Source organism: Ruegeria sp. AN11 (genome assembly GCF_056536005.1).
The window spans coordinates 1450884-1471181 of sequence record NZ_JBQFJD010000001.1 but is presented as its reverse complement, the minus strand read 5'-3'; the positions used below and the strand labels follow the sequence as shown (position 1 = coordinate 1471181).

Here is a 20298-nt window from a genome sequence, read left to right as displayed (position 1 = left end):
AAGACAGGGAGAAAAATCATGAAAAAACTGAGTGTAAGCCTTTTGGCCCTTGCGGTCGCGGGATCGGCACAGGCGGCGGATATGGGCGCCGTGGACGAGCCGATCAAGCTGGCAATCAACGAATGGACCGGTCAGCACGTTACAACGCATGTCGCGGGCGAGATGCTGAAGGCCGCAGGATATAACGTTGAATACGTCACAGCGGGCATGATGAACCAGTTCCAGGCGCTGGCCGATGGCGACATCGACGCAACGCTGGAAATCTGGTCGTCTAACGTGTCGGACGAATATGCCAAGAAAATCGACGAAGGCACCGTGGTCGAAATCGGCGATCTTGGGCTGGATGCCAAAGAAGGTATCGCATACCCGGCCCATGTGGCCGATCTGTGCCCCGGCCTGCCTGCTTGGGAAGCGCTGAAAGACTGCGCGCAGGTCTTTGCCACGGCCGAGACACTGCCCGGCGGGCGTCTGGTCGACTATCCTGCAGACTGGGGTACACCCGGCGCCGATCGTATGACGGGTCTTGAGCTGCCTTTCAAAGCGGTTCCTGCGGGCTCGGAAGGTGCTCTGATCGCGGAACTGCGCGCTTCGACTGAACGCAAGTCGCCGCTGCTGATCACATTTTGGCAGCCGCACTGGGCGATGTCGGCCTATGACGTGCAATTCGTTGACCTGCCTGCGGGAGAAGAGGCTTGCTTCAACGATCCGGCCTGGGGTCCGAACCCGAACGCGGTGAATGACTGCGACTTCTCGCCTTCGCGCATCTTCAAAGCCGGTTGGAGCGGCATGGAGGAGAAATGGCCGGCCGCATACGAGATCCTGACCAACTACCAACTGGCGGTCGAAGACCAGCAGCCGATGATGGGTGCAATCGACGTTGATGGCGGCTCGGTCGAAGAAGTTGTCGCTGCTTGGATGGCCGAGAACGAAGGCAAATGGCGTCCGGTCGTCGACGCGGCAACCAAGTGAGCCGCATAAGTGACTGACGCAAACACGCCAGCCATCGCCTGCCGGAATCTCTGGCAGGTCTTTGGCCCTGGTGCTGAAAAAGCCCTGACCGACGCGCTGTCTCGGTCAGGGAACGACTCTGAAAAAGCCGCCGCCGATCTGCGCGAAAACGGGTTAATTCCGGCCGTTCAGGACGCGAATTTCGAAGTCCAGGAGGGCGAGCTTTTCGTTATCATGGGGCTCTCGGGGTCGGGCAAGTCCACGTTGATCCGGTGTATCTCGCAGTTGCTGCCCGGAACGGGCGGAGAAATCCATGTGGACGGCGAAAATGTCATTGGCGCATCAAAGAAGACGCTGACCGAGTTGCGCCGCAAGAAGCTGGGCATGGTGTTCCAGCATTTTGGTCTGTTCCCGCACATGACTGTTGCCGAAAATGTGGCCTACCCGTTGCGTGTTCAGGGCGTTGGCAAAAAGGAACGTCTGGCCCGCGCGCAGGAAGTAATATCGCTGGTCGGATTGGAAGGCCGCGAAGACAGTTTCCCACGCCAGCTTTCGGGCGGTCAGCGCCAGCGTGTTGGCATCGCACGGTCATTGGCCGTGAATCCCGATATCTGGTTTCTGGACGAGCCGTTTTCGGCCCTCGACCCCCTTATCCGCCGCCAGTTGCAGGATGAGTTCCTGCGCATTCAGGCGACGCTGAAGAAATCCATCGTCTTCATCACGCACGACATTCAAGAGGCGCTGAAGCTGGCCGACCGGATAGCGATCATGCGCGACGGCAAGATCGTTCAGATCGGAACGCCCACGGATATCGTGCTGCGCCCGGTCGACGACTACGTGCGCGAATTCTCGAAAGATGTGGCCAAGGGCCAGCACGCCAAGGTCGCCTCGGTCATGCGCGGAGGCGAAAGTGAGTGTGGGCCGGATGATCCGGGACTGACCACGGCGATGACGCTGGACGCCGCCCTTGCACATTGCATGGAACTGTACGAACCGGTGCCTGTGCGTGACGAGGCAGGCAACATCGTCGGTAGTGTCCACCCGTCGGATCTGGCTGCCGCGCTTCAGGTGGATGACACATGACCGCAGCTACGGATATTTCTGCGCATCGGGCGCGGCTGACTGCAGGCGCGCAGGCGGCCCTGATCACCGTGATCGTCGGTGCCGTGTGTCTTGCACTGGAAGGCGTCGCCCCGTGGCTGGTGAAATGGCCCACCGCGTGGGAACTGCCTGCGACCCAATGGGTGGGCGCGTTCCTGGACTGGTTCCTGAACGGTATCAAACCCGCCATGCGGTTGTTTTCCGATCTGATGACCTATCCTATGAATGCGGCCAACTATGTGCTTGCCAATACCCCGTGGCCGATCCTCATCGGTCTTGTCACGGCATTGGGCTGGTATCTCGGCGGCTTGCCGATGGCGGCGTTGGGGTTCTTCGGCCTCACCTTCGTGCTGGCCTCAGGCTACTGGGCCGAGAGCATGAACACCCTGGCGCTGGTCGCTGTCTCGGTGCCGGTCGCGCTGATCGTTGGCGGAGCGATCGGTATCCTCGCGAATGAGGTGCCAAAGGTAAAATCCTTTGTGCAGGCGGTGCTGGACGTGATGCAGACTGTGCCGACTTTTGCCTATCTGACGCCGCTGCTGCTGCTCTTTGGTTTCGGCCCCGTTGTTGGTCTGATCGCCTCGGCAATCTACGCCGCGCCGCCGATGGCGCGAAACGTGATGCTGGGCCTCGAAAGGGTCGAGCCCGAAATCAAAGAGGCTGCCATTATGTCCGGCGGCACCCGGTCTCAGCAACTGTTTCAGGTGGAAATCCCCGCCGCCGCGACGCAGATCATGGTTGGTGTCAACCAATGTCTGATGGCGGCGCTGTCGATGGTGATCATCGCCGCAGTCATCGGCGGATTCAACGATATCGGCTGGGAGGTTCTGCTGACCATGCGCAAGGCGCAGTTCGGTGAATCCCTGCTGGCCGGTCTGGTGATTGTGGTTTTCGCCGTGGTGATCGACCGGATGAGCGGCACTCTGGCGACCGAGCGCAAGCGTTATGACCAACGCGTCGTTTGGGCTGTCCTGGGCTTTACCGTGCTGTTCACGGCCGCCTTTTGGGCATGGCTGCCGAACCCGTCCGAACTGACGCTTCTGGACCCCATGGCCGAAGCGGTCGACAGTGGTCTGACGGCGTTCACGCAGGCGAACGGACCGTGGCTGGATGCGCTCAAGAACAACTCGCTGTTCTATGTTCTGTTGCCGTTGCGGATCGGTCTTGATCAGGCGGTTCTGCCGTTTACCTGGGGGTTCCAGTGGACACCCGGGATGAGTTACGGCCTGTTCGCCGCCGGTGCTGGTATCACCCTGCTGATGGCGTGGCGCGGGCACCTGACCGGTGGACTGGTCGTGTTGATCCTGATTGGCATGCTGGAAACCGGAATTGCCAACCTGCCTTGGCCGTTTGTCCTGACCGGAACCGCCGCCCTTGGCTGGGTTGCGGGCGGCTGGCGTCTGGCAGCGCTGTCGGTGGGGCTGCTCTGCACCATCCTCGTCTCGGGCCTGTGGGAAAGGGCGCTGCTGTCGCTCTACCTCAGCGGTGCTGCGGTGTTTTCCTGCGCCGTAGTTGGCGGGCTGATCGGTCTGGCCAGCGCGGTATGGGAGCCGGTGTGGAAAATCGTCCGCCCGATCTGTGACATGCTGCAGACGATTCCGCTGTTCGTGTTCCTGATCCCGGTGCTGATGGTGTTTCAGATTGGCGAGTTCTCTGCCTTTCTGGCGATCTGCGCCTATGCCATCGTCCCGATGATCCGTTACACGCGGCACGGACTGGTCAATACACCGGAAGAGATGATGGAGGCCGCCATTTCAAGCGGCGCGACCGAGTGGCAGATCATGCGTGACGTGCGTGCGCCTTACGCGGCGCCGACCATCCTGCTGGGGTTGAACCAGACCATCCTTTATGCATTTGCCATGCTGGTGATTGCGGCGCTGATCGGGACAACCGGTCTGGGCCAGTCGATCTATCTGGCGCTGGGGCAGGCCGATGTGGGGCTTGGTATCTCGGCTGGTGCCGCGATGGCCATCCTGGCGCTGATTGCCGACCGCATGGTGCAGGGCTTTGCCGAAGAACGGCGCAAGGCACTGGGCTTGTGAACAAGGGCAGGGGCAGCGTATCTGCCCCTGCGCCCGACTTGATTTCGGACAAGGACCACCCCCGCGCCGCAGCCTAAAACCGGGCGCAATATGTTCGGAGTTTATCATGACCGGTTGGGCCCTCTTCCTTGCAGCGCTGATCACCTTCCTTCTGACTCACGTTGTCCCGGCTCGTCCCGCCGTGCGTGGCAGGTTGATCGAAACGATGGGGCGCAGGCGGTATTTCGCGACCTATTCCGCCTTGTCCCTGCTGGTGCTGGGCTGGCTTGTCGTCGCGGCCGCGCGGGCGCCGTATGTTGAAGTCATACCGCCTTTTGCGCTTTTTCGCTGGATACCTTTGCTGATCATGCCGATAGCCTGCTGGCTGGCCATAGTGGGGCTGTCGATCCAGAACCCGTTTTCGTTCGGAGGGATGGGACACCGCGCCTTTGACCCCGAGAACCCGGGCATCCTGCGCACAACGCGCCATCCGGTTTTGGCAGCGTTGATGTTGTGGGCCGGCGCGCACCTACTGGCCAATGGCAGCCTGTCCCATGTCATCCTTTTCGGGCTATTCGCGGGTTTCGCTGTAATGGGTATGGCGCTGATCGACCGCCGCAAGGCGCGGGCGATGGGTATCGAATGGACGCGTCTGTCGCGCAATACCGCGCGCTTCTCGCTACGCGCACCGCGCCCATGGCCGGGCAAATGGTCCGGTCTTGTCGCGCTTGCCGTATTTGCGGTTCTGCTTCACCTGCACACACCTGTGATTGGCCTTTCCCCTCTGCCTTGACGCGAGGTGTGGCCGAGCACAGACATGCGTGCTATCTGGAATGTCATGTATTTGTACGAAGAGGGTCTCTGAATGTACCTGGCCTATGTCACCACCACCGATCGCGGCGCAACCGACCGCCTGCTGAGCGCTGTGGCCGAGCATCTTCTGAACGCTGACGCGCGGCTGGCTGGTGTGGTTCAGACCAACACCGAATGCGCGGACAGCAGCAAATGCGACATGGACGTCCGGGTGTTGCCCGAGGGTGAGACCATTCGGATTTCCCAGTCTCTGGGCACCCAGTCGCGCGGTTGCCGTCTTGACCCGGCCGCGCTGGAGCAGGCCGTCGGATATGTAACTGCTTCTTTGGACGACAATCCGCAGCTTCTGATTATCAATAAGTTCGGCAAACACGAGGCGGACGGCCGCGGCTTCCGCCCTGTCATCGCTGAAGCCCTGGCGCGGGATATTCCCGTTCTGGTCGGTGTCAACGGCCTGAACAACGAGAAATTTCAGGAGTTCACAGGAGGCGCCGCTGAGGAAATCACACCTGACCTGCAAGAGATCGTCAGCTGGTTCAATCGGGTAACGGCGCAACGCGCGACGGCGGCCTGAGCCAGCCATTCTCGCTGCAACGGCATTGAACCTTCGTGACAACGCGCTCAGTCAGAATTATCGGTTGTTGGCAGGGAGATATGGAGGCGAGTACCGGAATCGAACCGGTGTACACGGATTTGCAATCCGCTGCGTCACCACTCCGCCAACTCGCCTTTTTAAGTAAAATCAATTACTTGCTGTGGTGTGAGAGGCGTTTTAACAGCTTTCGTCTGGGGCGTCCAGAGGATTGATTGCAATTTTGGCATCAGGCTTTGGAAATGCAGTCCCGCATTGTGTGCAAACCGGGCATCATCGGCAAGATTCAGTGCATGAGCCGTTGCTGGCTGGCAAGGGATGTGGCACAAGCCAAACAATCAAGAGAGCAAGTGAGCGATCCAATGACAGACTTCGCAAAACGTCGCCAAACGATGGTCGATACTCAGGTCCGGCCTTCCGATGTCACCAAGTTCCCTATCATCGATGCGATGCTCAGCGTCAAACGCGAGAATTTTGTGCCGCACGCACAGCGCGAAGCCGCATATGTCGAAGATCTGATCGATCTGGGCGACGGGCGGTACATGACCGAACCGCGGACGCTGGCCAAGATGCTGGATGTGCTCAACATTTCCAACAACGAGGTGGTGATGGACATCGCTCCGGCGCTTGGGTATTCGACTGCGGTTGCCGCGCGCATGGCGCAACTGGTCGTCGCTGTCGAGGAAGAGGAAAGCCTGGCCGGCGAAGCGCAGACGCTTTTGATGGAAGCTGACGCCGACAATGCCATCGTGCATGTCGGCCCTCTGGAACAGGGGGCTGGTGAACATGGGCCGTATGACGTGATCATGGTGCAGGGTGGTGTCGAACAGGTTCCGCAGGACTTGCTGGCGCAACTCAAGGATCACGGTCGGATTGCCTGCCTGTTCATGGAGGGTGAACTGGGGGCGGTGCGCATCGGTTATAAATCCGGCGGACGTGTCACCTGGCGCCATGCGTTCAATGCCAGCGCGCCGGTTCTGAAGGCATTTTCGGCCGAAAGTGCATTTTCGCTATAGTCCGAAAGCAGATTATTTCGCTGCCTTGATTAGTTGAAAACAAAGGCGCAAACTGCCCAACGAGCAGTGTTATTTTGATTTGAGAGGACTTGGTTATGCGTGGTACGCCAACTGGTAGACTGGTCAGGGCAGCGGCCTTGACCACCGCCATTGCCTTGAGCGCAATACCCGGCCGCGCGGTCTGGGCCGATAATCTGACCGATGCGTTCATCGGCGCGTACAATACAAGCGGTTTGCTTGAGCAGAACAGGGCGTTGTTGCGTGCGGCGGACGAAGATGTCGCCATTGCGCTGTCAGCGCTGCGGCCGATCATCAACTGGGCCGTCCAGGTAAGCCAGGACTACACCCGTGCACGGACCAATAATGTGGTCACGACCAACGAACCTTCTCGGTTTTTCACGGGGCTGACGCTTAACCAACTCGTGTATGATGGCGGTGCATCGATCTTAGGGAAACAATCGGCTCAAGAAACTGTGCTGGCGACCCGACAGAGCCTGATTGATATCGAGCAGGGGGTTCTGAGCCGGGCGGCAAGTGCCTATCTGGATGTGTTGCTGCAGGAAGAAACTGTGGCCATTCGCCAGAACAACGTCGAGGTTTCGGCAGAGGAACTTCGCGCATCAAATGATCGCTTCGAGGTTGGTGAAGTCACCCGGACTGACGTGGCACTGTCCGAGGCTCAATTGGCTGGCTCACAGGCCGATCTGGCCGTTGCACGTGGCGATCTGGATATCGCGCAAGCTGAATATGTAAATGCGGTCGGTAATGCTCCCGGACGAACAGCCGGTCAGCCAAGTTTGCCCAGTCTGCCTCGCTCCGAAGCGGAAGCGATCAGCCTGGCGCAACGTAACCATCCAGCGATTCTGTCGGCGCAGCATCAGGTGCGAGCGCTGGATCTCATCGTGCAGCAACAACGGGCAAACTTGGGCCCAAACGTTTCCCTAGATGCTGACGCCGGTGTTACAGAACGCTATGACAACAGCGATTACATCAACGATGCCAGTGTCTCGCTAACTTTCAGGCAGCCGATCTATGCCGGTGGCCGACTGGCAGCTAACGTCCGTCGGGCCATGGCGCAACGCGATGGGTCGCGCGCCAATCTGCTGAATGTTCAAAAGAACATTACGCAAGGCGTAACGAACCAGTACGCGGCTTTTCAGGCGGCCAGCGCAAGCTTGAGAGCATCAACCGAACGGGTTCGTGCGTCGCAGGTTGCTTTCGATGGTATCCGTGAGGAAGCGACCTTGGGGGCCCGGACAACGTTGGATGTTCTGAACGCTCAGCAGGATCTACTGGATGCGCAACTCGCCGAAGTCAGATCGCGCACAGAGCGAACCCGCGCAGCCTATGATTTGTTGCAGGCCCAGGGCCTTCTGACCGCAGAACGCCTTGGTCTGGCCGTGCAGATTTATGATCCGACGCTGTACTATAACCTCGTCAAAAAGGCTCCGGCACAGGTCAGCAAGCAAAGCCGTGACCTGGATCGCGTCCTCAAAGCGTTGCGTCGTGACTGACGGGCAATACTATCGGTTGTGAGGTTCGAATTGTTTGGCTACACTTATCCGTAAGGATAGAGCGGTAGAGAACAATGACGGATAATGTCGTAAAAGCAGGGATCGAGGACGTCCTGTCCTCGGTCAAACGTCTGGTCAGCGAAGAAAGCCGCAAGGTTCCCGATCTGGCGTCCAAACGCAAGCCAAGCCGGCTGGTTCTGACCGATTCCCTACGGGTCGATGATCCCGTCAGGGTTGAAAGAAAGCAGGAAGCGCCGGAAGGTGTTCCCGGGTGCGAAGCAGAACGCACCGCAAAACCTCTGGTGCTGAGCGCCAGCGACATCATCAAAAACGGTGAGCGTGAGCCTGCCAATACATCAGTGTTGGAAGACGGGCCCAAAGCAGAGGCCGCGGACGATCTGGCGGGCAGTCTGAGCGCAAAGATCGAGGCGCTTGAGGCCGCCATAGCCCGGACCGAGGACCAGTGGGAGCCTGACGGGAACAGCGATGACGCTTATTCGGGGACGCAGGTCAACCCACTGAGCTGGGATGGGGCAGGCGGGTTCGTGGCTGGATCCGAGCAACTTGACGACCAGATTGGCGAAACTGAAGACGAAAGCTTCTCGGCGACATTTGTACGATCTTCGCAGGCGTCATATTCTGAACGGGCAGAGCCTGAAGCCGATGATCTAGACGATTTGGATGTTCCCACATTGGACGAGGATGCATTGCGGGAACTGGTGGCCGATGTGGTCCGGCAGGAATTGCAGGGTGTTCTTGGGGAACGTATCACGCGAAATCTGCGCAAACTGGTGCGGCGGGAGATCCACCGCGCATTGTCTGCTCAGAACCTCGAATAAACTGTTACTGGCGGGTCGGCGGTGCGGCCAGTGACAGCAACAGGTCCAAATCCATGTGCTGTTCCAGATGATCCGCCAGATCATCCAGCGTCTGTTCCACACCGTCATCGTAGCTGAGGTCTGAAGCCACACCGAACTGCGCCAGATAACTGGCGCGGAAAGTGTCTGACGAAAAGATGCCGTGCAGATAGCTGCCACGGATACGGCCATTTCGACTGGCAGCGCCTTCCGGGCGGCCGTCAATCTCCAGCCAGGCATGGTCACAATCGGCTCCGTCGGTGCGTCCCATATGTATCTCATAGCCGGTGACGGTTTCTCCGCCTGTCAGTGCCTTTGCAGTGCGCAGTCTGACGTGCTTGTCCCCGGCCATGACAGTTTCGACGTCCAGCAGGCCCAACCCGTCGACTTTGCCCGGACGTCCATCGACGCCGTCCGGGTCAGAAATGGTTTTGCCCAGCATCTGATAGCCGCCGCACAGGCCCAGAACGTGGCCGCCGCGGCGGACATGCGCCATAAGGTCCACATCCCAACCCTGTGCCCGGAAATAAGCCAGGTCGCCGATGGTGGACTTGCTGCCGGGCAGCAACACAAGATCGGCATCACCGGGCAGGGCCCGCCCGGCGGGTACGATCTCGACCGTCACGCCGGGTTCGGCCGACAAAGGATCCAGATCGTCAAAATTCGCCATGCGCTCCAGCTGCGGGACAACTACCTTGCACGCCCCGCCACCATGAGAGCGGATGTCCATCATGTCTTCAGCAGGCAGTTTCCAGGCGTCGTGAAACCACGGAACCACGCCCAGACAGGGCCAGCCGGTCCGGGCGGCAATGTCATCGCGCCCTTCATCGAACAGTGAAACATCGCCCTTGAACCGGTTGACGGCGAACCCTTTGATCATTGCAAGATCGCGATCTTCCAGAACGGCCTGCGTTCCGACGATCTGCGCGATCACGCCACCGCGATGGATGTCGCCGACCAGCACCACCGGCACCCCCGTTGCGCAGGCAAACCCCATGTTGGCAATTTCGCCCTTTCTCAGATTGGTTTCGGCCGGGCTGCCCGCACCTTCGATAAGCACCAGATCGGCGTCGCTGCATAACCGGTCAAAGCTTTGCAGCGCGGCGCCCAGTAGTTTGGATTTATCCTTGCGATAGTCGCCAGCCTTCATCGTTCCCGCGCGTTTGCCCTGCACGATAATTTGCGCCCCGGTATCCGTTTCCGGCTTCAGCAGGATCGGGTTCATATCCGTATGCGTCGGTCGTTTCGCAGCCATGGCCTGCAACGCTTGAGCGCGCCCGATCTCGCCACCGTTCTCGGTCACGGCCGCATTGTTTGACATGTTCTGCGGCTTGAACGGAGCAACCTTCAGCCCGCGCTTTGTGAAGGCCCGCGCCAGACCGGCGACCAGAACCGACTTGCCAACATTGCTGCCGGTTCCCTGAATCATGATGGCGCGAACCATGGGCGTCTCCTATACGTTGAGGCGCAGATGACCTGATTTGAGGCCAAAGGGAAAGCCCGGATGAACACGCCCGCGCATCTTTTGATCGGTGCGGCCGCATTTGCGCGACCAGCCCGGGGCCGAACCTTGTCGGCGGCGTTGCTGGGGTCTCTGCTGCCGGATTTGTCGCTCTATCTTATGGCTGGCGTGTCGCTGTTAGTTCTGGGCATTCCCGAACAGGTGGTTTTCGGCCAGCTCTACTATTCGAAATCATGGCAAACGGTCTTTGCCATCGACAATTCCTTCTTTCTGTGGGGGGCGATGTTGCTGATCGGTATCTGGCGCGGCTGGCCCTTACTGATCGTCGCCACCCTGGCCGCGCTATTGCATGTGACAATGGATTTCCTGCTGCACGCAGGGGATGGTCGCCCGCACCTCTGGCCCCTGACGGACTGGGTGTTTGATAGCCCGGTCAGCTATTGGGACAGCACACATCACGCCCTATGGGTCGCGCCTGTGTCCGTCGCGGTCTGTGCAGGTTCATACCTGCTGTTGTGGCAAAGAGGGTTGTCGGTTTCAGCCAAGCTGTTCTTTGCGGCAATGCTGGCAGCCGAGATCTGGGTCGCGCGCCAGTGGCTTTTGTTCTTCTGAAGCGTTCAAAAGAAAAACGCGCCCGTAGTTGGGGGCGCGTTTTTTCACCGGAAGACGCCGTTGATCAGGCGGCTTCAGCTTGCTGTGCGGCGTTGCGACGCTCGCTTTCTTCACGCGACAGCGCGACCGAAGTGCGCACGCCACGGCCAACGAACTCCATCAGTCCGCTGACGACCCGCTCGTTGGGGTCGATACCCGCGCAGGACAGCACCTCGCGACCATCGCGCGAACGGGCCCAGCGGGCGATTTGTTCCGGGCCGTTGCCGTATTTCTTGTCATCGGCAATGGCATCGTCCAAAGCAGCCAAAACAACGGCTGCAAAAAGTTTGCGAGCACGATTGCCTTGCTCGTTGTTAAAGGCAGTGCCGTCAACGAAATCTCTCATCTCGTCAATCCTTGTTGTTCTTGCTCTTGCATTTTCGGCGTGGCGGCTCTTATGACCTATTAGGTGCGATTCGGATACACTTAAAATGCATAGTTGCGTTGCGTCATGTGCATGGCTTGCTGCAAGTGCAGCACTAGGTGTCGTTGTCTTGTCAGGTGTGGTCACGCCAGATATAGGGACGGGAACTGACGCATCAACCGTTTGTGAAGGATTTATGTAATGCCCAAGATAAATGGGAACGAAATTCGCCCCGGCAATGTGCTTGAGCATAACGACGGGCTTTGGGCCGCGGTCAAAGTTGACCACGTAAAGCCCGGTAAAGGTGGTGCTTTTGCCCAAGTCGAACTGCGTAACCTGCGCAACGGCTCGAAGTTGAACGAGCGATTCCGCTCGGCGGACAAGGTCGAACGCGTCCGCCTTGAGCAGAAAGATCAGCAGTTCCTGTACGAATCCGATGGCATGCTGGTGTTCATGGATTCCGAAACCTATGAGCAGATCGAACTGCCTGCCGATCTGCTGGGCGAGCGCCGCCCGTTTCTGCAGGACGGCATGACAATTGTTGTCGAATTTTATGAAAGCGAAGCATTGAACGCCACGCTGCCGCAAAAAGTGACCTGCAAAATTGTCGAGACCGAGCCGGTCGTCAAAGGCCAGACCGCCGCGAATTCGTTCAAGCCGGCCATTCTGGACAACGGTGTCAAGGTCATGGTGCCGCCCTTCATCGGGCAGGACGAAATGATCGTCGTGAACACCGAAACCATGGAATATTCCGAGCGCGCATAACGCGCCCCTTGTTTGAAAAGTGAAAAACCGCGCGGTTCCGTGCCGCGCGGTTTTTCTTACCTACTTCTTTCGATCTGCCGATAGCGCTCGGGGTGGGGGCCGAAAAGCTCGAGCATGAGTTCGTATTTGATGCGGTTTGCGCTGACCTGCCGGTAGAACGCGATCAGGAACGCGGTGGGGCCCTGAATTCGGCCAAGCCCGCTCGTGGCTGCGACGACCGTCCCGACATCCGTTTTGCCGTTCAGCACCAGATAGCCGCCCAGCATCAGCACGCCGACAGTTCCGGCCCCATTGATTACGCTAAGCAGAAACTTGGCGGACAGCTTCCAGAGGAACATTTTTCGCCGGGTCTCATAAATATCATCGAACAAGGCGTCGACCTCTTTCGAGACTGCGTCGATCTCCTCGATGGTCAGCTTGTCGGTTGCGCCCCGCAGGATATGAACACGCTCGGCGACAAAGACGTTCACCTTACGCTGCGAGATCAGCACGATGACGATTTGCGGGACGATCATCGAAAAGGCGATCATGCCCAGACCCGGTTGGGTCGAAGAGATATAGCCGATCACGCTGATCAGAGTTCCGATCTGAACCACGGGGTCTGAAAATGCGCCGCCCGCAAACTTACCCAATTCTTCGGCTTCGGCCGAAATGGCGGTGGTCATGGTTCCCTTGCGAACAGCCTCGCCTGACGCCTTTACATCCGAGGCCCGCACCAGCAATCGCTGGCGGATCATGCGGATCATGTCCTCGCCCAGTGTTCCGGCGCGAAACCCCAAAAGCCATTTCAGCGCGAGGCTGAGCAGAATGACGGACATCATTCCCGTGCCCAGATAAATCAGCTTTTCCGTCGTGACATCGTCCGAGGTGAGGTGGTTGATGATATCGCGCTGAAATTCCAGCGGAACGGCCGCCAGACCTGCGATTGCAATGGACAAAACGATTAGGAAGATCTGCCGCCCGGCGCTGGCACGCCAGATCGCTCTGTATAGCTGAAACATTGAAGCATCCGGTTTGCTGAACTCAAACCAGTGTGACAGCGCGGGTGGCCATGTTCAAAGGGCAGGGCAGAGTTCCTGGGCGCAGTCGTGCCGCTTTGGCAACATGTTAAGGGGCCAATGTAACCTTCGCGTCTTCGGCTGTCATGTCGTCCCCGACGCGGTCCAGGCGCAGGTAGGCGATCCCTAGGCCATTGGACTGGGTGAAAAGGGTCCCGGCAGGTTTTCCGCCTGAGGTAATCGGGGTTCCGACCGCCGCAATGCCATCAACGCTCACCCCGCGCAGACCCTTGCGCAGTTCGGTCTTGTGCTTCATGCGGGCCGTGACTTCCTGCCCAACATAGCAGCCTTTCTTGAAATCCACGCCGTTCAGCGCTTCGAACCCGGCTTCAAGGATAAAGGTGTCGGGTGTCAGTTCGACCCCGGTTTCCGGAATGCAGCGCCGTACCCTTATCGCGTCCCAGTCGGTGCCATCATCGCCGTCCGCCGCCGATGTATAGGCACGCCAGCCCAGTTCGGGATGGCGCGGGTCGGGCAGGGCGCCTTCGGGTGCAGGCCCGGTTCCGCGTTGTACGTTCAAATCACTGTTTTCGATGGTCACATCGGCGCGCAGTTTGTACATGCCCAGCCGTTTGGCCACCCCGTCCGCCAATTCTTCGGCAACGTCCAGCAAAATGGCATCCCCGTCCCGTTTCAGAAAGAAATCGGCCAGATATTTGCCCTGCGGCGTCAGCAATGCAGCGTAGACGAGGCCATGGGCCAGCTTGTTGACGTCATTCGTGACCAGCCCCTGCAAAAAGCTGTCAGTGTCCTTACCGGAAAGGCGCAAAATGCGGCGATTGGGCATGGGGTGGTCCTCGTCATTTCCTTGGGCTCCGTGATATAGGAGTTTCCGTGACCATGACCAGAGGTTAACGGACGTGCCCGCGCCAATCAGCATCGTGATCCCGACCCTGAACGCTGCTGGCTCGCTGCCCGGAACCTTGCAGTCGCTGATGGAGGGGGTGCAGGCGGGTCTTATCCGCGAGTTAGTGATCACCGATGGAGGGTCAACGGATGAGACGTTGGCCATGGCGGACGAGGCCGGAGCCAGGATCGTTGAAGGCGCGCCTTCGCGCGGTGGACAATTGCGGCGCGGATGCCAAACGGCTTCGGCTGAGTGGTTGATGATTTTGCACGCGGATACGGTCCTGCAAAATGGGTGGAGCGACGCGGTGGCCTCACATCTGGAAACCGGTGCACCGGCTGCGTTTCTGTTGCAGTTTCAGGCCCGGGGATTTGCGCCCCGATGGGTCGCCGGCTGGGCCAATCTGCGCAGCCGCCTGTTTGGCTTACCCTATGGCGATCAGGGGTTGCTGGTGCCGCGCAAAACCTATCTTGCTGCTGGCGGCTATAAGGAGCAGCCTTTGATGGAGGATGTCGCGTTGGTCCGGGCGCTGCCGCGCGTGCGCATCCTGCCCGTGCGTGCCGTTACGAGCGCGGAGCGCTATGAGCGTTTGGGCTGGCTGCGTCGGGGAGGGCGGAACCTGTGGCTGGTGTTTCGCTATTTTCTGGGGGCCGATCCGGAACAACTGGCACAGCAGTATCGGCGTTGAATGCGGTGCGCAGTTCGACCAGCGATTTGCCCAGCCGGAACGGAGCGGCGAAACTGACCAGGCACAAAGCGACGATCTGCAGACCCAGAATATGCGCGTTGGCCTGCAGGTATTCCCATTCATCCTTCAGCTTGCCGACCTGTTCGATCAGGTCATCATAGCTTTGCGCCAGAATTAGATAGTCCCCGGCGATTGCAGGCACTTTGCGACGCATGTTGTCGATTGCGGTCTGGGTTTTTTCATCCAACGAGGTGAAGACAAGAAACTGGTCGATGTTGAAAGCGTCGGCCGTGGCGGCCATGTCGCGCATTTCGTCCATGTCGTCCTTGGCCCCGGTTCCGAACAGAAAATGCAGACCTTGTAGCGGCGCTACCTCGTTCGTGACGGCAATGAACAGGGGTAGATCGGCATTGCTGGCGGTTGAGGCCGACAGGAACTCGACCTTGTCGCACAAAACTGCTGTATCCGGGTCATAGGCCGGGTCGCAGAACCGCAGCCGGAACCGCGCGGCGTCGCGGTCAAAGGCCAGCGTTGCTGCATAGGCCACGTCGATCTGCCGGTCCAGCCGCGAACTGTCCGAGGTATAAAGGCCCGCCAGCACCGCCACCAGCGCGCCGATGCCGCCCAGCACGACCCAGACCAAGTCCGCAAGTTTCCAGGCTCGGTGCCCGGCCGGCTTGCGAAACAAGAATGCCGTTCCGACCGAACCCACGAGAAAGAACAGGATCAGCAGTGGCAGCTGGTTTTCCGTAATGAACGTCATGGGTTCAAAGTGTACGGACTGCCGTCCGGCTGGCAACAGTGTTCACGGGCAGTTGTACCGATTGGGATGGGTCGCCATTCGGCAGATGTTAAGACCCTGAACTCTGCCCGAATTTCCGAAAGAGTTTCGTGCGGTCGAAGGCCTGTTCCAGCTCGTCGGTCCGCGCTTTCACCGAATCCCACAGACGTTCCTGTACTTCGGCAATGGCGCACTCCATCAAAACCAGAATGGCGGCCATCGAGTCCCACGCTGACGGTACCGAGATGCGTGCGCTGAACGTGTGCTTGGCCAGCCTGTGAATAGGTGAGCGCCATTGGTCAGTGAACAGCACAATTTCCGCCTCACGCTCATGGCAGAGCTGCCCGATCAGCAAGGTCGAGTTTTCATACCGCCGGACATCCAGCGCGATCAGGACATCCCCTTTTCGCACGTCCAGCAAGTCATGTGTCCACGAGGCGGCTACAGGCAACAATCTGACATCCGGCCGGATCATTTGCAGGTGCAGGTAGAGATACTGCGCCAGAGTGCCGGTTATTCTTCCTCCGGTTAGGAAAATGCGCCGGTCCGGGTCGCACAGCAACCGGCAGAAACTGTCAAATTCCGCCGGATCCACTTCATCGATCGTGCGTTTCTGGTTTTCCAGCGTTCGCCCGGAGTAGCGATTCAGGATGTGTTCCTCGGGCAGATCGTTCTGCCAGAGATCGCGCTTGGCCTCGGGCCCCGAGATCATCTCTTTAACCTCGTGGCGCAGCGCTGCCTGAAACTGCGGGTAACCGTCAAACCCGGTTTTCTGCAACATGCGCGCGACTGTCGTGGTGGAAACCCCCGCTGTGCTGGCCAGTTCTGTTATGCTGCCCAAACCGGCCATCGGATAGTCATCCAGCAACACGCTGACCAGTTGCCTTTCAGATGGGGTCAGCTTGTCCCGGTGTGTCAGCAGCCTGTCCGTTACCCGCACGGTTGGACCCTCCTGTTTGATGACGTCGACTGTGATGTGAATATTTTTTCACTGCAATCAAGGTTGGGGAAATTTGTACAGGAAAAATATTGACAGGTGAATGTCCGATGTGGAATTTTTTCCACACGCCCAATCTGGGGCGCTTTCTGGAATCACGGGATTGCACATTGGACTACGGACCGGTCGTTCATATCGAAGCGAAAAACGATGCTCCCGCCGTGGTTGTGGTGTGCGAGCATGCGTCGAACCGTGTTCCCGAAGCGCTTGGCGATCTGGGGTTGCCCGCTGCGGCGCTGGAAAGCCACATCGCGTGGGATCCTGGTGCGTTGGCGGTAGCCCGGCTGATCGCGGCGGACATGTCTGCGGTATTGGTTCATGGCGGAGTGTCTCGGCTTGTCTATGATTGCAACCGCCCACCCGAAGCGATCGGGGCAATGGTGGTGAAAAGCGAAGATATCCGAATCCCTGCTAACGTCGATCTGACCCCGCAGCAGCGGCAGGACAGAATAGACAGTGTTTACAGGCCCTTTTGCGCCGGCTTATCCAATCAGATTCAATCGCATCGCAAGACATTGCGGCTGATGGTGACAGTCCACAGTTTCACGCCGGTCTATCACGGCAAGCCCCGATCGGTAGAGCTGGGGTTGCTGCATGGCGAAGATGATCGGTTTGCGCAGGCCATGATGGCGTCGGCACCTGTTGATCTGAAGTTTGAAACCCGCCTGAACGAGCCTTACTCGGCCGCGGACGGCGTAGCGCATACGCTGGATGCGCAGGCGAAGCCCAATGGGCTTTTGAATGTGATGATCGAGATCCGGAATGATCTGATCCGAACGGAGGATCAGCAAAAGGCGATGGCGGCGTGTCTTGTGCCATGGATCAGCCGTACGTTGAACGATTTCGGGGAAAGGACGTAAATGTGATCCGGGCGATGGAGATATATGTGCGGGTCATCGACGCGGTCAATCACAAGGTTGGCCGCGTGATGATGTGGGGGCTGTTCGCCATGATGGCGATCCTGCTTTGGTCTTCAATCTCGAAAACCTTTTTTGTTCCGTCGCTCTGGACCCTGGAAATGGCGCAGTTCGCGATGGTTGCCTACTACATGCTTGGCGGGCCGTACTCGATCCAGATGGGGTCGAATGTGCGGATGGATCTGCTGTACGGAGAATGGTCCCATCGGCGTAAAGCGTGGACTGACGCATTTACCGTCATGTTCCTTATTGTCTATCTGATCATCCTGTTGTGGGGCGGCTGGGACAGCCTGATGTACTCGTTCCAATACGGAGGAGAGCGCAGCGCAACCATCTGGCGGCCGTATCTGTGGCCGGTCAAACTGATCATGGTTGTCGGCATCTTCCTGATGCTTTTGCAGGCCATTTCCGAGTTCTTCAAAGACATCCTGCGCCTTTGCGGCCACGACATCCCCCGAGAGGTAATCTGATGTCCTACGAGATGATTGCCTTGCTGATGTTCGCATCAATGATGTTGATGCTGCTGACAGGTCAGCGGGTGTTTGGTGCGATCGGCTTTGTCGCGGTGGTGTCGGCCTTGTTCCTGTGGGGGGATCGCGGCGGCTATGATCTTGGATTCGCGGCTGCGATCAAGGTTATGAAGTGGTATCCGCTGCTGACACTGCCGATGTTCATTTTTATGGGATACATCCTGTCCGAAAGCCGGATCGCGGATGATCTGTACAAGATGTTCCATGTCTGGATGGGCGGACTGTCGGGCGGGCTGGCGGTCGGAACCATCGGGCTGATGGTGCTGATTTCGGCGATGAACGGGCTGTCCGTAGCGGGCATGGCCATCGGGGCCACGATTGCTCTGCCGGAACTGCTGCGGCGGAACTACGACAAACGCATGGTCACCGGGGTGATCCAGGCAGGGTCATCATTAGGAATTCTGGTGCCGCCATCTGTGGTTCTGGTTCTCTATGCCATGATCGCCCGTCAGCCGGTTGGTCAGCTTTGGCTGGCCGGGGTTCTTCCCGGCCTGATGATGGCCGCCATGTTCATCATCTATATCATCATCCGGTGCCGGATCACCCCGTCGCTGGGCCCGGTTCTGCCAGCCGAAGAACGCGATATTCCGCTGAGAGAGAAGCTGCGCCTTCTGCAGGCCGGATTACTGCCGGTCGGGATTTTCATGGTGATGATGGTCCCCTTCGTGAACGGCTGGACTTCGCTGGTTGAATCTTCGGCCATTGGTGCGATCACGGCGCTGCTGGCGGCAGCGCTGAAAGGGCGCCTGACCCGCGAAGTGTTTGAAAACTCGATGCGGCATACGCTGGGAATATCCTGCATGTTCATGTGGATCATTCTGGCGGCATTGGCATTTGGTGCCGTGTTCGACGGGCTGGGCGCGGTTAAGGCCATCGAAAGCCTGTTCACTGAAAAGCTGGGGCTTTCCCCTTGGATGATCCTTGTCCTGATGCAGCTCAGCTTTATCCTGATGGGCACGTTCCTGGACGACACCGCGATGCTGGTGATTGTGGCCCCGCTATATGTGCCGCTGGTCGGAGAACTGGGCTTTGATCTGATCTGGTACGGCGTTCTCTACACCATCACCACGCAGATCGCCTATATGACGCCGCCGTTTGGCTATAACCTATTCCTGATGCGGGCGATGGCCCCGCCGGAAATTACGCTGCGCGACATCTATGGCTCGATCATTCCTTTTGTTCTGGTGATGGCCTGCGCTTTGGCCACGATCATCATCTTCCCCGAAATCGCGCTTTGGCTGCCGAATTATGTCTATGGAAAATAAGTCAGAAGACCCCGCAAAGGGGCGAAACTCAGTTCGACTAAACAGAGGAGAAGGATAATGACAACAAGACGCAGATTTCTAAGGTCGGCGGGGCTGGCCGGGGCGGCCACTCTGGCAAGCCCTGCAATCGTCAAAGCACAGTCGGCCATCAAGTGGCGGTTCCAGACCTACGCCGGCAGCGCATTGGGCGAGCACGTGACCAAGCCTGCCATCGACTACATCAACGCCAACGCAAACGGCGAACTTGAGATCGAGCTGTATTTTGCCGATCAGATCGTTCCCACCGGCGAACTGTTCCAGGCGCTGCAGCGCGGTACCATCGACGGGGTGCATTCAGACGACGACTCGATGGCGTCGCCGACGCCGCTGCGCCAGTTCGGCGGCTACTTCCCCTTTGCGACCAAACATATCCTTGATGTGCCAGTGCTGTTCAATCAGTACGGTCTGGCCGATATCTGGCGGTCGGAATACGAAAAGGTCGGTGTGGCGTGGTTGTCTGCTGCGGGTCAGGACCCGTGCAACTTCAACACCAAGAAGGAAATCAAGACGCTCGGCGATCTGGACGGGCTGAAGCTGTACACCTTCCCGACGGCGGGTCGCTTCCTGGCCAAGTTTGGCGTCGTGCCGGTGAACATTCCTTACGAGGATGCCGAAGTGGCGGTTCAGACCGGAGAGCTGGACGGTATGGCATGGTCGGGCATCACCGAAGATTACACCGTGGGCTGGGCCGATGTGACCGACTACTTCCTGACCAACAACATCTCGGGTGCCTGGATCGGTTCGTGGTTCGCAAATCAGGAACGCTGGGCCGAACTGCCCGATCACCTGAAATCGGTTGTCATGGCCGGGATCGAGGCGGGCCACACCTATCGCAACCAGTGGTACTGGGGTGGCGAAGCGGCGTTGCGTGCCAACGGCGACAAGCTGGAACTGCGGCAAGTCCCGGCCTCGGAATGGAAAGAGGTTGAAAACGCAGCTATCGAATTCTGGGATGAGGTCGCGCAGGAAGGCGAGATTCACCAGAAGATTGTTGGCATCTTCCGCGAGTACAACTCGGTCATCAACCAGGCCGGTGCTCCCTATACCTTCGATTGATACCAAACTCGGGGGC

Annotated in this window: 20 protein-coding genes and 1 tRNA gene; 15 read left to right on the top strand and 6 right to left on the bottom strand. The window is 58.7% G+C overall.

All coding sequences use genetic code 11. The features are described 5' to 3' along the window. Positions 1 to 18 precede the first annotated feature (18 nt). From ACR3EQ_RS07250 to ACR3EQ_RS07230, 5 genes are all read left to right on the top strand, one after another. Positions 19 to 969, top strand: coding sequence for an ABC transporter substrate-binding protein (locus ACR3EQ_RS07250; protein WP_170609981.1), 951 nt, complete (start codon positions 19 to 21; stop codon positions 967 to 969). Between the two features lie 9 nt (positions 970 to 978). Beyond that, positions 979 to 2031: a betaine/proline/choline family ABC transporter ATP-binding protein gene (locus ACR3EQ_RS07245; protein WP_170609983.1), complete on the top strand. Its 1053-nt coding sequence runs from the start codon at positions 979 to 981 to the stop codon at positions 2029 to 2031. Next, positions 2028 to 4091 (top strand): ABC transporter permease subunit, encoded by a 2064-nt coding sequence (locus tag ACR3EQ_RS07240; RefSeq protein ID WP_170609985.1) that lies wholly within the window; start codon positions 2028 to 2030, stop codon positions 4089 to 4091. The genes ACR3EQ_RS07245 and ACR3EQ_RS07240 overlap by 4 nt, the downstream gene beginning before the upstream one ends. Positions 4092 to 4197: 106 nt before the next feature. Further along, on the top strand, positions 4198 to 4863 hold the full coding sequence (locus ACR3EQ_RS07235) for an NnrU family protein (protein ID WP_170609987.1): 666 nt from the start codon (positions 4198 to 4200) through the stop codon (positions 4861 to 4863). A 72-nt stretch (positions 4864 to 4935) separates the two neighbouring features. Further along, positions 4936 to 5457, top strand: a complete 522-nt coding sequence (locus ACR3EQ_RS07230; protein ID WP_170609989.1) for a DUF2478 domain-containing protein — start codon at positions 4936 to 4938, stop codon at positions 5455 to 5457. Positions 5458 to 5538: 81 nt separating this feature from the next. Here the strand turns inward: ACR3EQ_RS07230 and ACR3EQ_RS07225 are convergent. Beyond that, positions 5539 to 5612, bottom strand: a tRNA-Cys gene (locus ACR3EQ_RS07225). A 225-nt stretch (positions 5613 to 5837) separates the two neighbouring features. On the opposite strand from ACR3EQ_RS07225, the gene ACR3EQ_RS07220 reads away from it, so the two are divergent. The 3 genes from ACR3EQ_RS07220 to ACR3EQ_RS07210 all read left to right on the top strand — a co-directional run bounded on the left by ACR3EQ_RS07220 (position 5838) and on the right by ACR3EQ_RS07210 (position 8844). Continuing rightward, the gene (locus ACR3EQ_RS07220; RefSeq protein ID WP_170610075.1) at positions 5838 to 6491 is read left to right on the top strand and encodes a protein-L-isoaspartate O-methyltransferase family protein; all 654 of its coding nucleotides are present in this window, start codon (positions 5838 to 5840) and stop codon (positions 6489 to 6491) included. Between the two features lie 95 nt (positions 6492 to 6586). Then, entirely contained in the window at positions 6587 to 8005 is a 1419-nt protein-coding gene (locus ACR3EQ_RS07215; protein WP_170610077.1) for a TolC family outer membrane protein, read from the top strand. 74 nt (positions 8006 to 8079) lie between these two features. Beyond that, positions 8080 to 8844 (top strand): hypothetical protein, encoded by a 765-nt coding sequence (locus ACR3EQ_RS07210; protein ID WP_170610079.1) that lies wholly within the window; start codon positions 8080 to 8082, stop codon positions 8842 to 8844. Positions 8845 to 8848: 4 nt separating this feature from the next. Here ACR3EQ_RS07210 and ACR3EQ_RS07205 read toward each other — a convergent pair whose 3' ends face one another. Then, on the bottom strand, positions 8849 to 10306 hold the full coding sequence (locus ACR3EQ_RS07205) for a cobyric acid synthase (RefSeq protein ID WP_170619116.1): 1458 nt from the start codon (positions 10304 to 10306) through the stop codon (positions 8849 to 8851). A 60-nt stretch (positions 10307 to 10366) separates the two neighbouring features. On the opposite strand from ACR3EQ_RS07205, the gene ACR3EQ_RS07200 reads away from it, so the two are divergent. Continuing rightward, positions 10367 to 10936: a cobalamin biosynthesis protein CobQ gene (locus tag ACR3EQ_RS07200; protein WP_170610083.1), complete on the top strand. Its 570-nt coding sequence runs from the start codon at positions 10367 to 10369 to the stop codon at positions 10934 to 10936. A gap of 64 nt (positions 10937 to 11000) precedes the next feature. Here ACR3EQ_RS07200 and ACR3EQ_RS07195 read toward each other — a convergent pair whose 3' ends face one another. Beyond that, positions 11001 to 11321: a DUF6280 family protein gene (locus ACR3EQ_RS07195; protein ID WP_037310273.1), complete on the bottom strand. Its 321-nt coding sequence runs from the start codon at positions 11319 to 11321 to the stop codon at positions 11001 to 11003. A 219-nt stretch (positions 11322 to 11540) separates the two neighbouring features. Here ACR3EQ_RS07195 and efp point away from each other — a divergent pair, with 219 nt between their 5' ends. Continuing rightward, positions 11541 to 12104, top strand: a complete 564-nt coding sequence (gene efp, locus ACR3EQ_RS07190) for an elongation factor P (protein WP_170610085.1) — start codon at positions 11541 to 11543, stop codon at positions 12102 to 12104. A 56-nt stretch (positions 12105 to 12160) separates the two neighbouring features. On the opposite strand, the gene ACR3EQ_RS07185 is transcribed toward efp, so the two are convergent. Both ACR3EQ_RS07185 and ygfZ read right to left on the bottom strand, forming a co-directional pair. Beyond that, complete coding sequence (locus tag ACR3EQ_RS07185) at positions 12161 to 13105, bottom strand: ABC transporter transmembrane domain-containing protein (protein ID WP_170816619.1); 945 nt, start codon at positions 13103 to 13105, stop codon at positions 12161 to 12163. A 106-nt stretch (positions 13106 to 13211) separates the two neighbouring features. Continuing rightward, positions 13212 to 13949, bottom strand: coding sequence for a CAF17-like 4Fe-4S cluster assembly/insertion protein YgfZ (gene ygfZ, locus ACR3EQ_RS07180; RefSeq protein WP_170816618.1), 738 nt, complete (start codon positions 13947 to 13949; stop codon positions 13212 to 13214). Positions 13950 to 14022: 73 nt separating this feature from the next. On the opposite strand from ygfZ, the gene ACR3EQ_RS07175 reads away from it, so the two are divergent. Next, the gene (locus tag ACR3EQ_RS07175; RefSeq protein WP_170816617.1) at positions 14023 to 14697 is read left to right on the top strand and encodes a TIGR04283 family arsenosugar biosynthesis glycosyltransferase; all 675 of its coding nucleotides are present in this window, start codon (positions 14023 to 14025) and stop codon (positions 14695 to 14697) included. 851 nt (positions 14698 to 15548) lie between these two features. Here ACR3EQ_RS07175 and ACR3EQ_RS07170 read toward each other — a convergent pair. Beyond that, a complete protein-coding gene (locus ACR3EQ_RS07170; RefSeq protein WP_170816616.1) occupies positions 15549 to 16418 on the bottom strand; it encodes a MurR/RpiR family transcriptional regulator in 870 nt (289 codons plus the stop codon). 107 nt (positions 16419 to 16525) lie between these two features. Here ACR3EQ_RS07170 and ACR3EQ_RS07165 point away from each other — a divergent pair, with 107 nt between their 5' ends. Genes ACR3EQ_RS07165 through ACR3EQ_RS07150 form a run of 4 tightly spaced genes read left to right on the top strand, consistent with a single transcriptional unit; the run spans position 16526 to position 20282 of the window. Next, complete coding sequence (locus ACR3EQ_RS07165) at positions 16526 to 17335, top strand: N-formylglutamate amidohydrolase (RefSeq protein WP_480490215.1); 810 nt, start codon at positions 16526 to 16528, stop codon at positions 17333 to 17335. A 2-nt stretch (positions 17336 to 17337) separates the two neighbouring features. After that, entirely contained in the window at positions 17338 to 17862 is a 525-nt protein-coding gene (locus ACR3EQ_RS07160) for a TRAP transporter small permease subunit (RefSeq protein WP_480440450.1), read from the top strand. Then, complete coding sequence (locus tag ACR3EQ_RS07155; protein ID WP_170610096.1) at positions 17862 to 19187, top strand: TRAP transporter large permease; 1326 nt, start codon at positions 17862 to 17864, stop codon at positions 19185 to 19187. The genes ACR3EQ_RS07160 and ACR3EQ_RS07155 overlap by 1 nt, the downstream gene beginning before the upstream one ends. Before the next feature lie 57 nt (positions 19188 to 19244). Next, entirely contained in the window at positions 19245 to 20282 is a 1038-nt protein-coding gene (locus ACR3EQ_RS07150; RefSeq protein ID WP_170610097.1) for a TRAP transporter substrate-binding protein, read from the top strand. Positions 20283 to 20298 lie beyond the last annotated feature (16 nt).

What these genes read in the sequence shown, in the direction of transcription:
- ACR3EQ_RS07235 (WP_170609987.1), top strand. Translation starts at nt 4,198, where the DNA reads ATGACCGGTTGGGCCCTCTTCCTTGCAGCGCTGATCACCTTCCTTCTG.
- ACR3EQ_RS07150 (WP_170610097.1), top strand. Translation starts at nt 19,245, where the DNA reads ATGACAACAAGACGCAGATTTCTAAGGTCGGCGGGGCTGGCCGGGGCG.
- ACR3EQ_RS07195 (WP_037310273.1), bottom strand. Translation starts at nt 11,321, where the DNA reads ATGAGAGATTTCGTTGACGGCACTGCCTTTAACAACGAGCAAGGCAAT.
- ACR3EQ_RS07220 (WP_170610075.1), top strand. Translation starts at nt 5,838, where the DNA reads ATGACAGACTTCGCAAAACGTCGCCAAACGATGGTCGATACTCAGGTC.
- ygfZ (WP_170816618.1), bottom strand. Translation starts at nt 13,949, where the DNA reads ATGCCCAATCGCCGCATTTTGCGCCTTTCCGGTAAGGACACTGACAGC.
- ACR3EQ_RS07250 (WP_170609981.1), top strand. Translation starts at nt 19, where the DNA reads ATGAAAAAACTGAGTGTAAGCCTTTTGGCCCTTGCGGTCGCGGGATCG.
- ACR3EQ_RS07205 (WP_170619116.1), bottom strand. Translation starts at nt 10,306, where the DNA reads ATGGTTCGCGCCATCATGATTCAGGGAACCGGCAGCAATGTTGGCAAG.
- efp (WP_170610085.1), top strand. Translation starts at nt 11,541, where the DNA reads ATGCCCAAGATAAATGGGAACGAAATTCGCCCCGGCAATGTGCTTGAG.
- ACR3EQ_RS07240 (WP_170609985.1), top strand. Translation starts at nt 2,028, where the DNA reads ATGACCGCAGCTACGGATATTTCTGCGCATCGGGCGCGGCTGACTGCA.
- ACR3EQ_RS07230 (WP_170609989.1), top strand. Translation starts at nt 4,936, where the DNA reads ATGTACCTGGCCTATGTCACCACCACCGATCGCGGCGCAACCGACCGC.
- ACR3EQ_RS07185 (WP_170816619.1), bottom strand. Translation starts at nt 13,105, where the DNA reads ATGTTTCAGCTATACAGAGCGATCTGGCGTGCCAGCGCCGGGCGGCAG.
- ACR3EQ_RS07210 (WP_170610079.1), top strand. Translation starts at nt 8,080, where the DNA reads ATGACGGATAATGTCGTAAAAGCAGGGATCGAGGACGTCCTGTCCTCG.
- ACR3EQ_RS07200 (WP_170610083.1), top strand. Translation starts at nt 10,367, where the DNA reads ATGAACACGCCCGCGCATCTTTTGATCGGTGCGGCCGCATTTGCGCGA.
- ACR3EQ_RS07155 (WP_170610096.1), top strand. Translation starts at nt 17,862, where the DNA reads ATGTCCTACGAGATGATTGCCTTGCTGATGTTCGCATCAATGATGTTG.
- ACR3EQ_RS07215 (WP_170610077.1), top strand. Translation starts at nt 6,587, where the DNA reads ATGCGTGGTACGCCAACTGGTAGACTGGTCAGGGCAGCGGCCTTGACC.
- ACR3EQ_RS07165 (WP_480490215.1), top strand. Translation starts at nt 16,526, where the DNA reads ATGTGGAATTTTTTCCACACGCCCAATCTGGGGCGCTTTCTGGAATCA.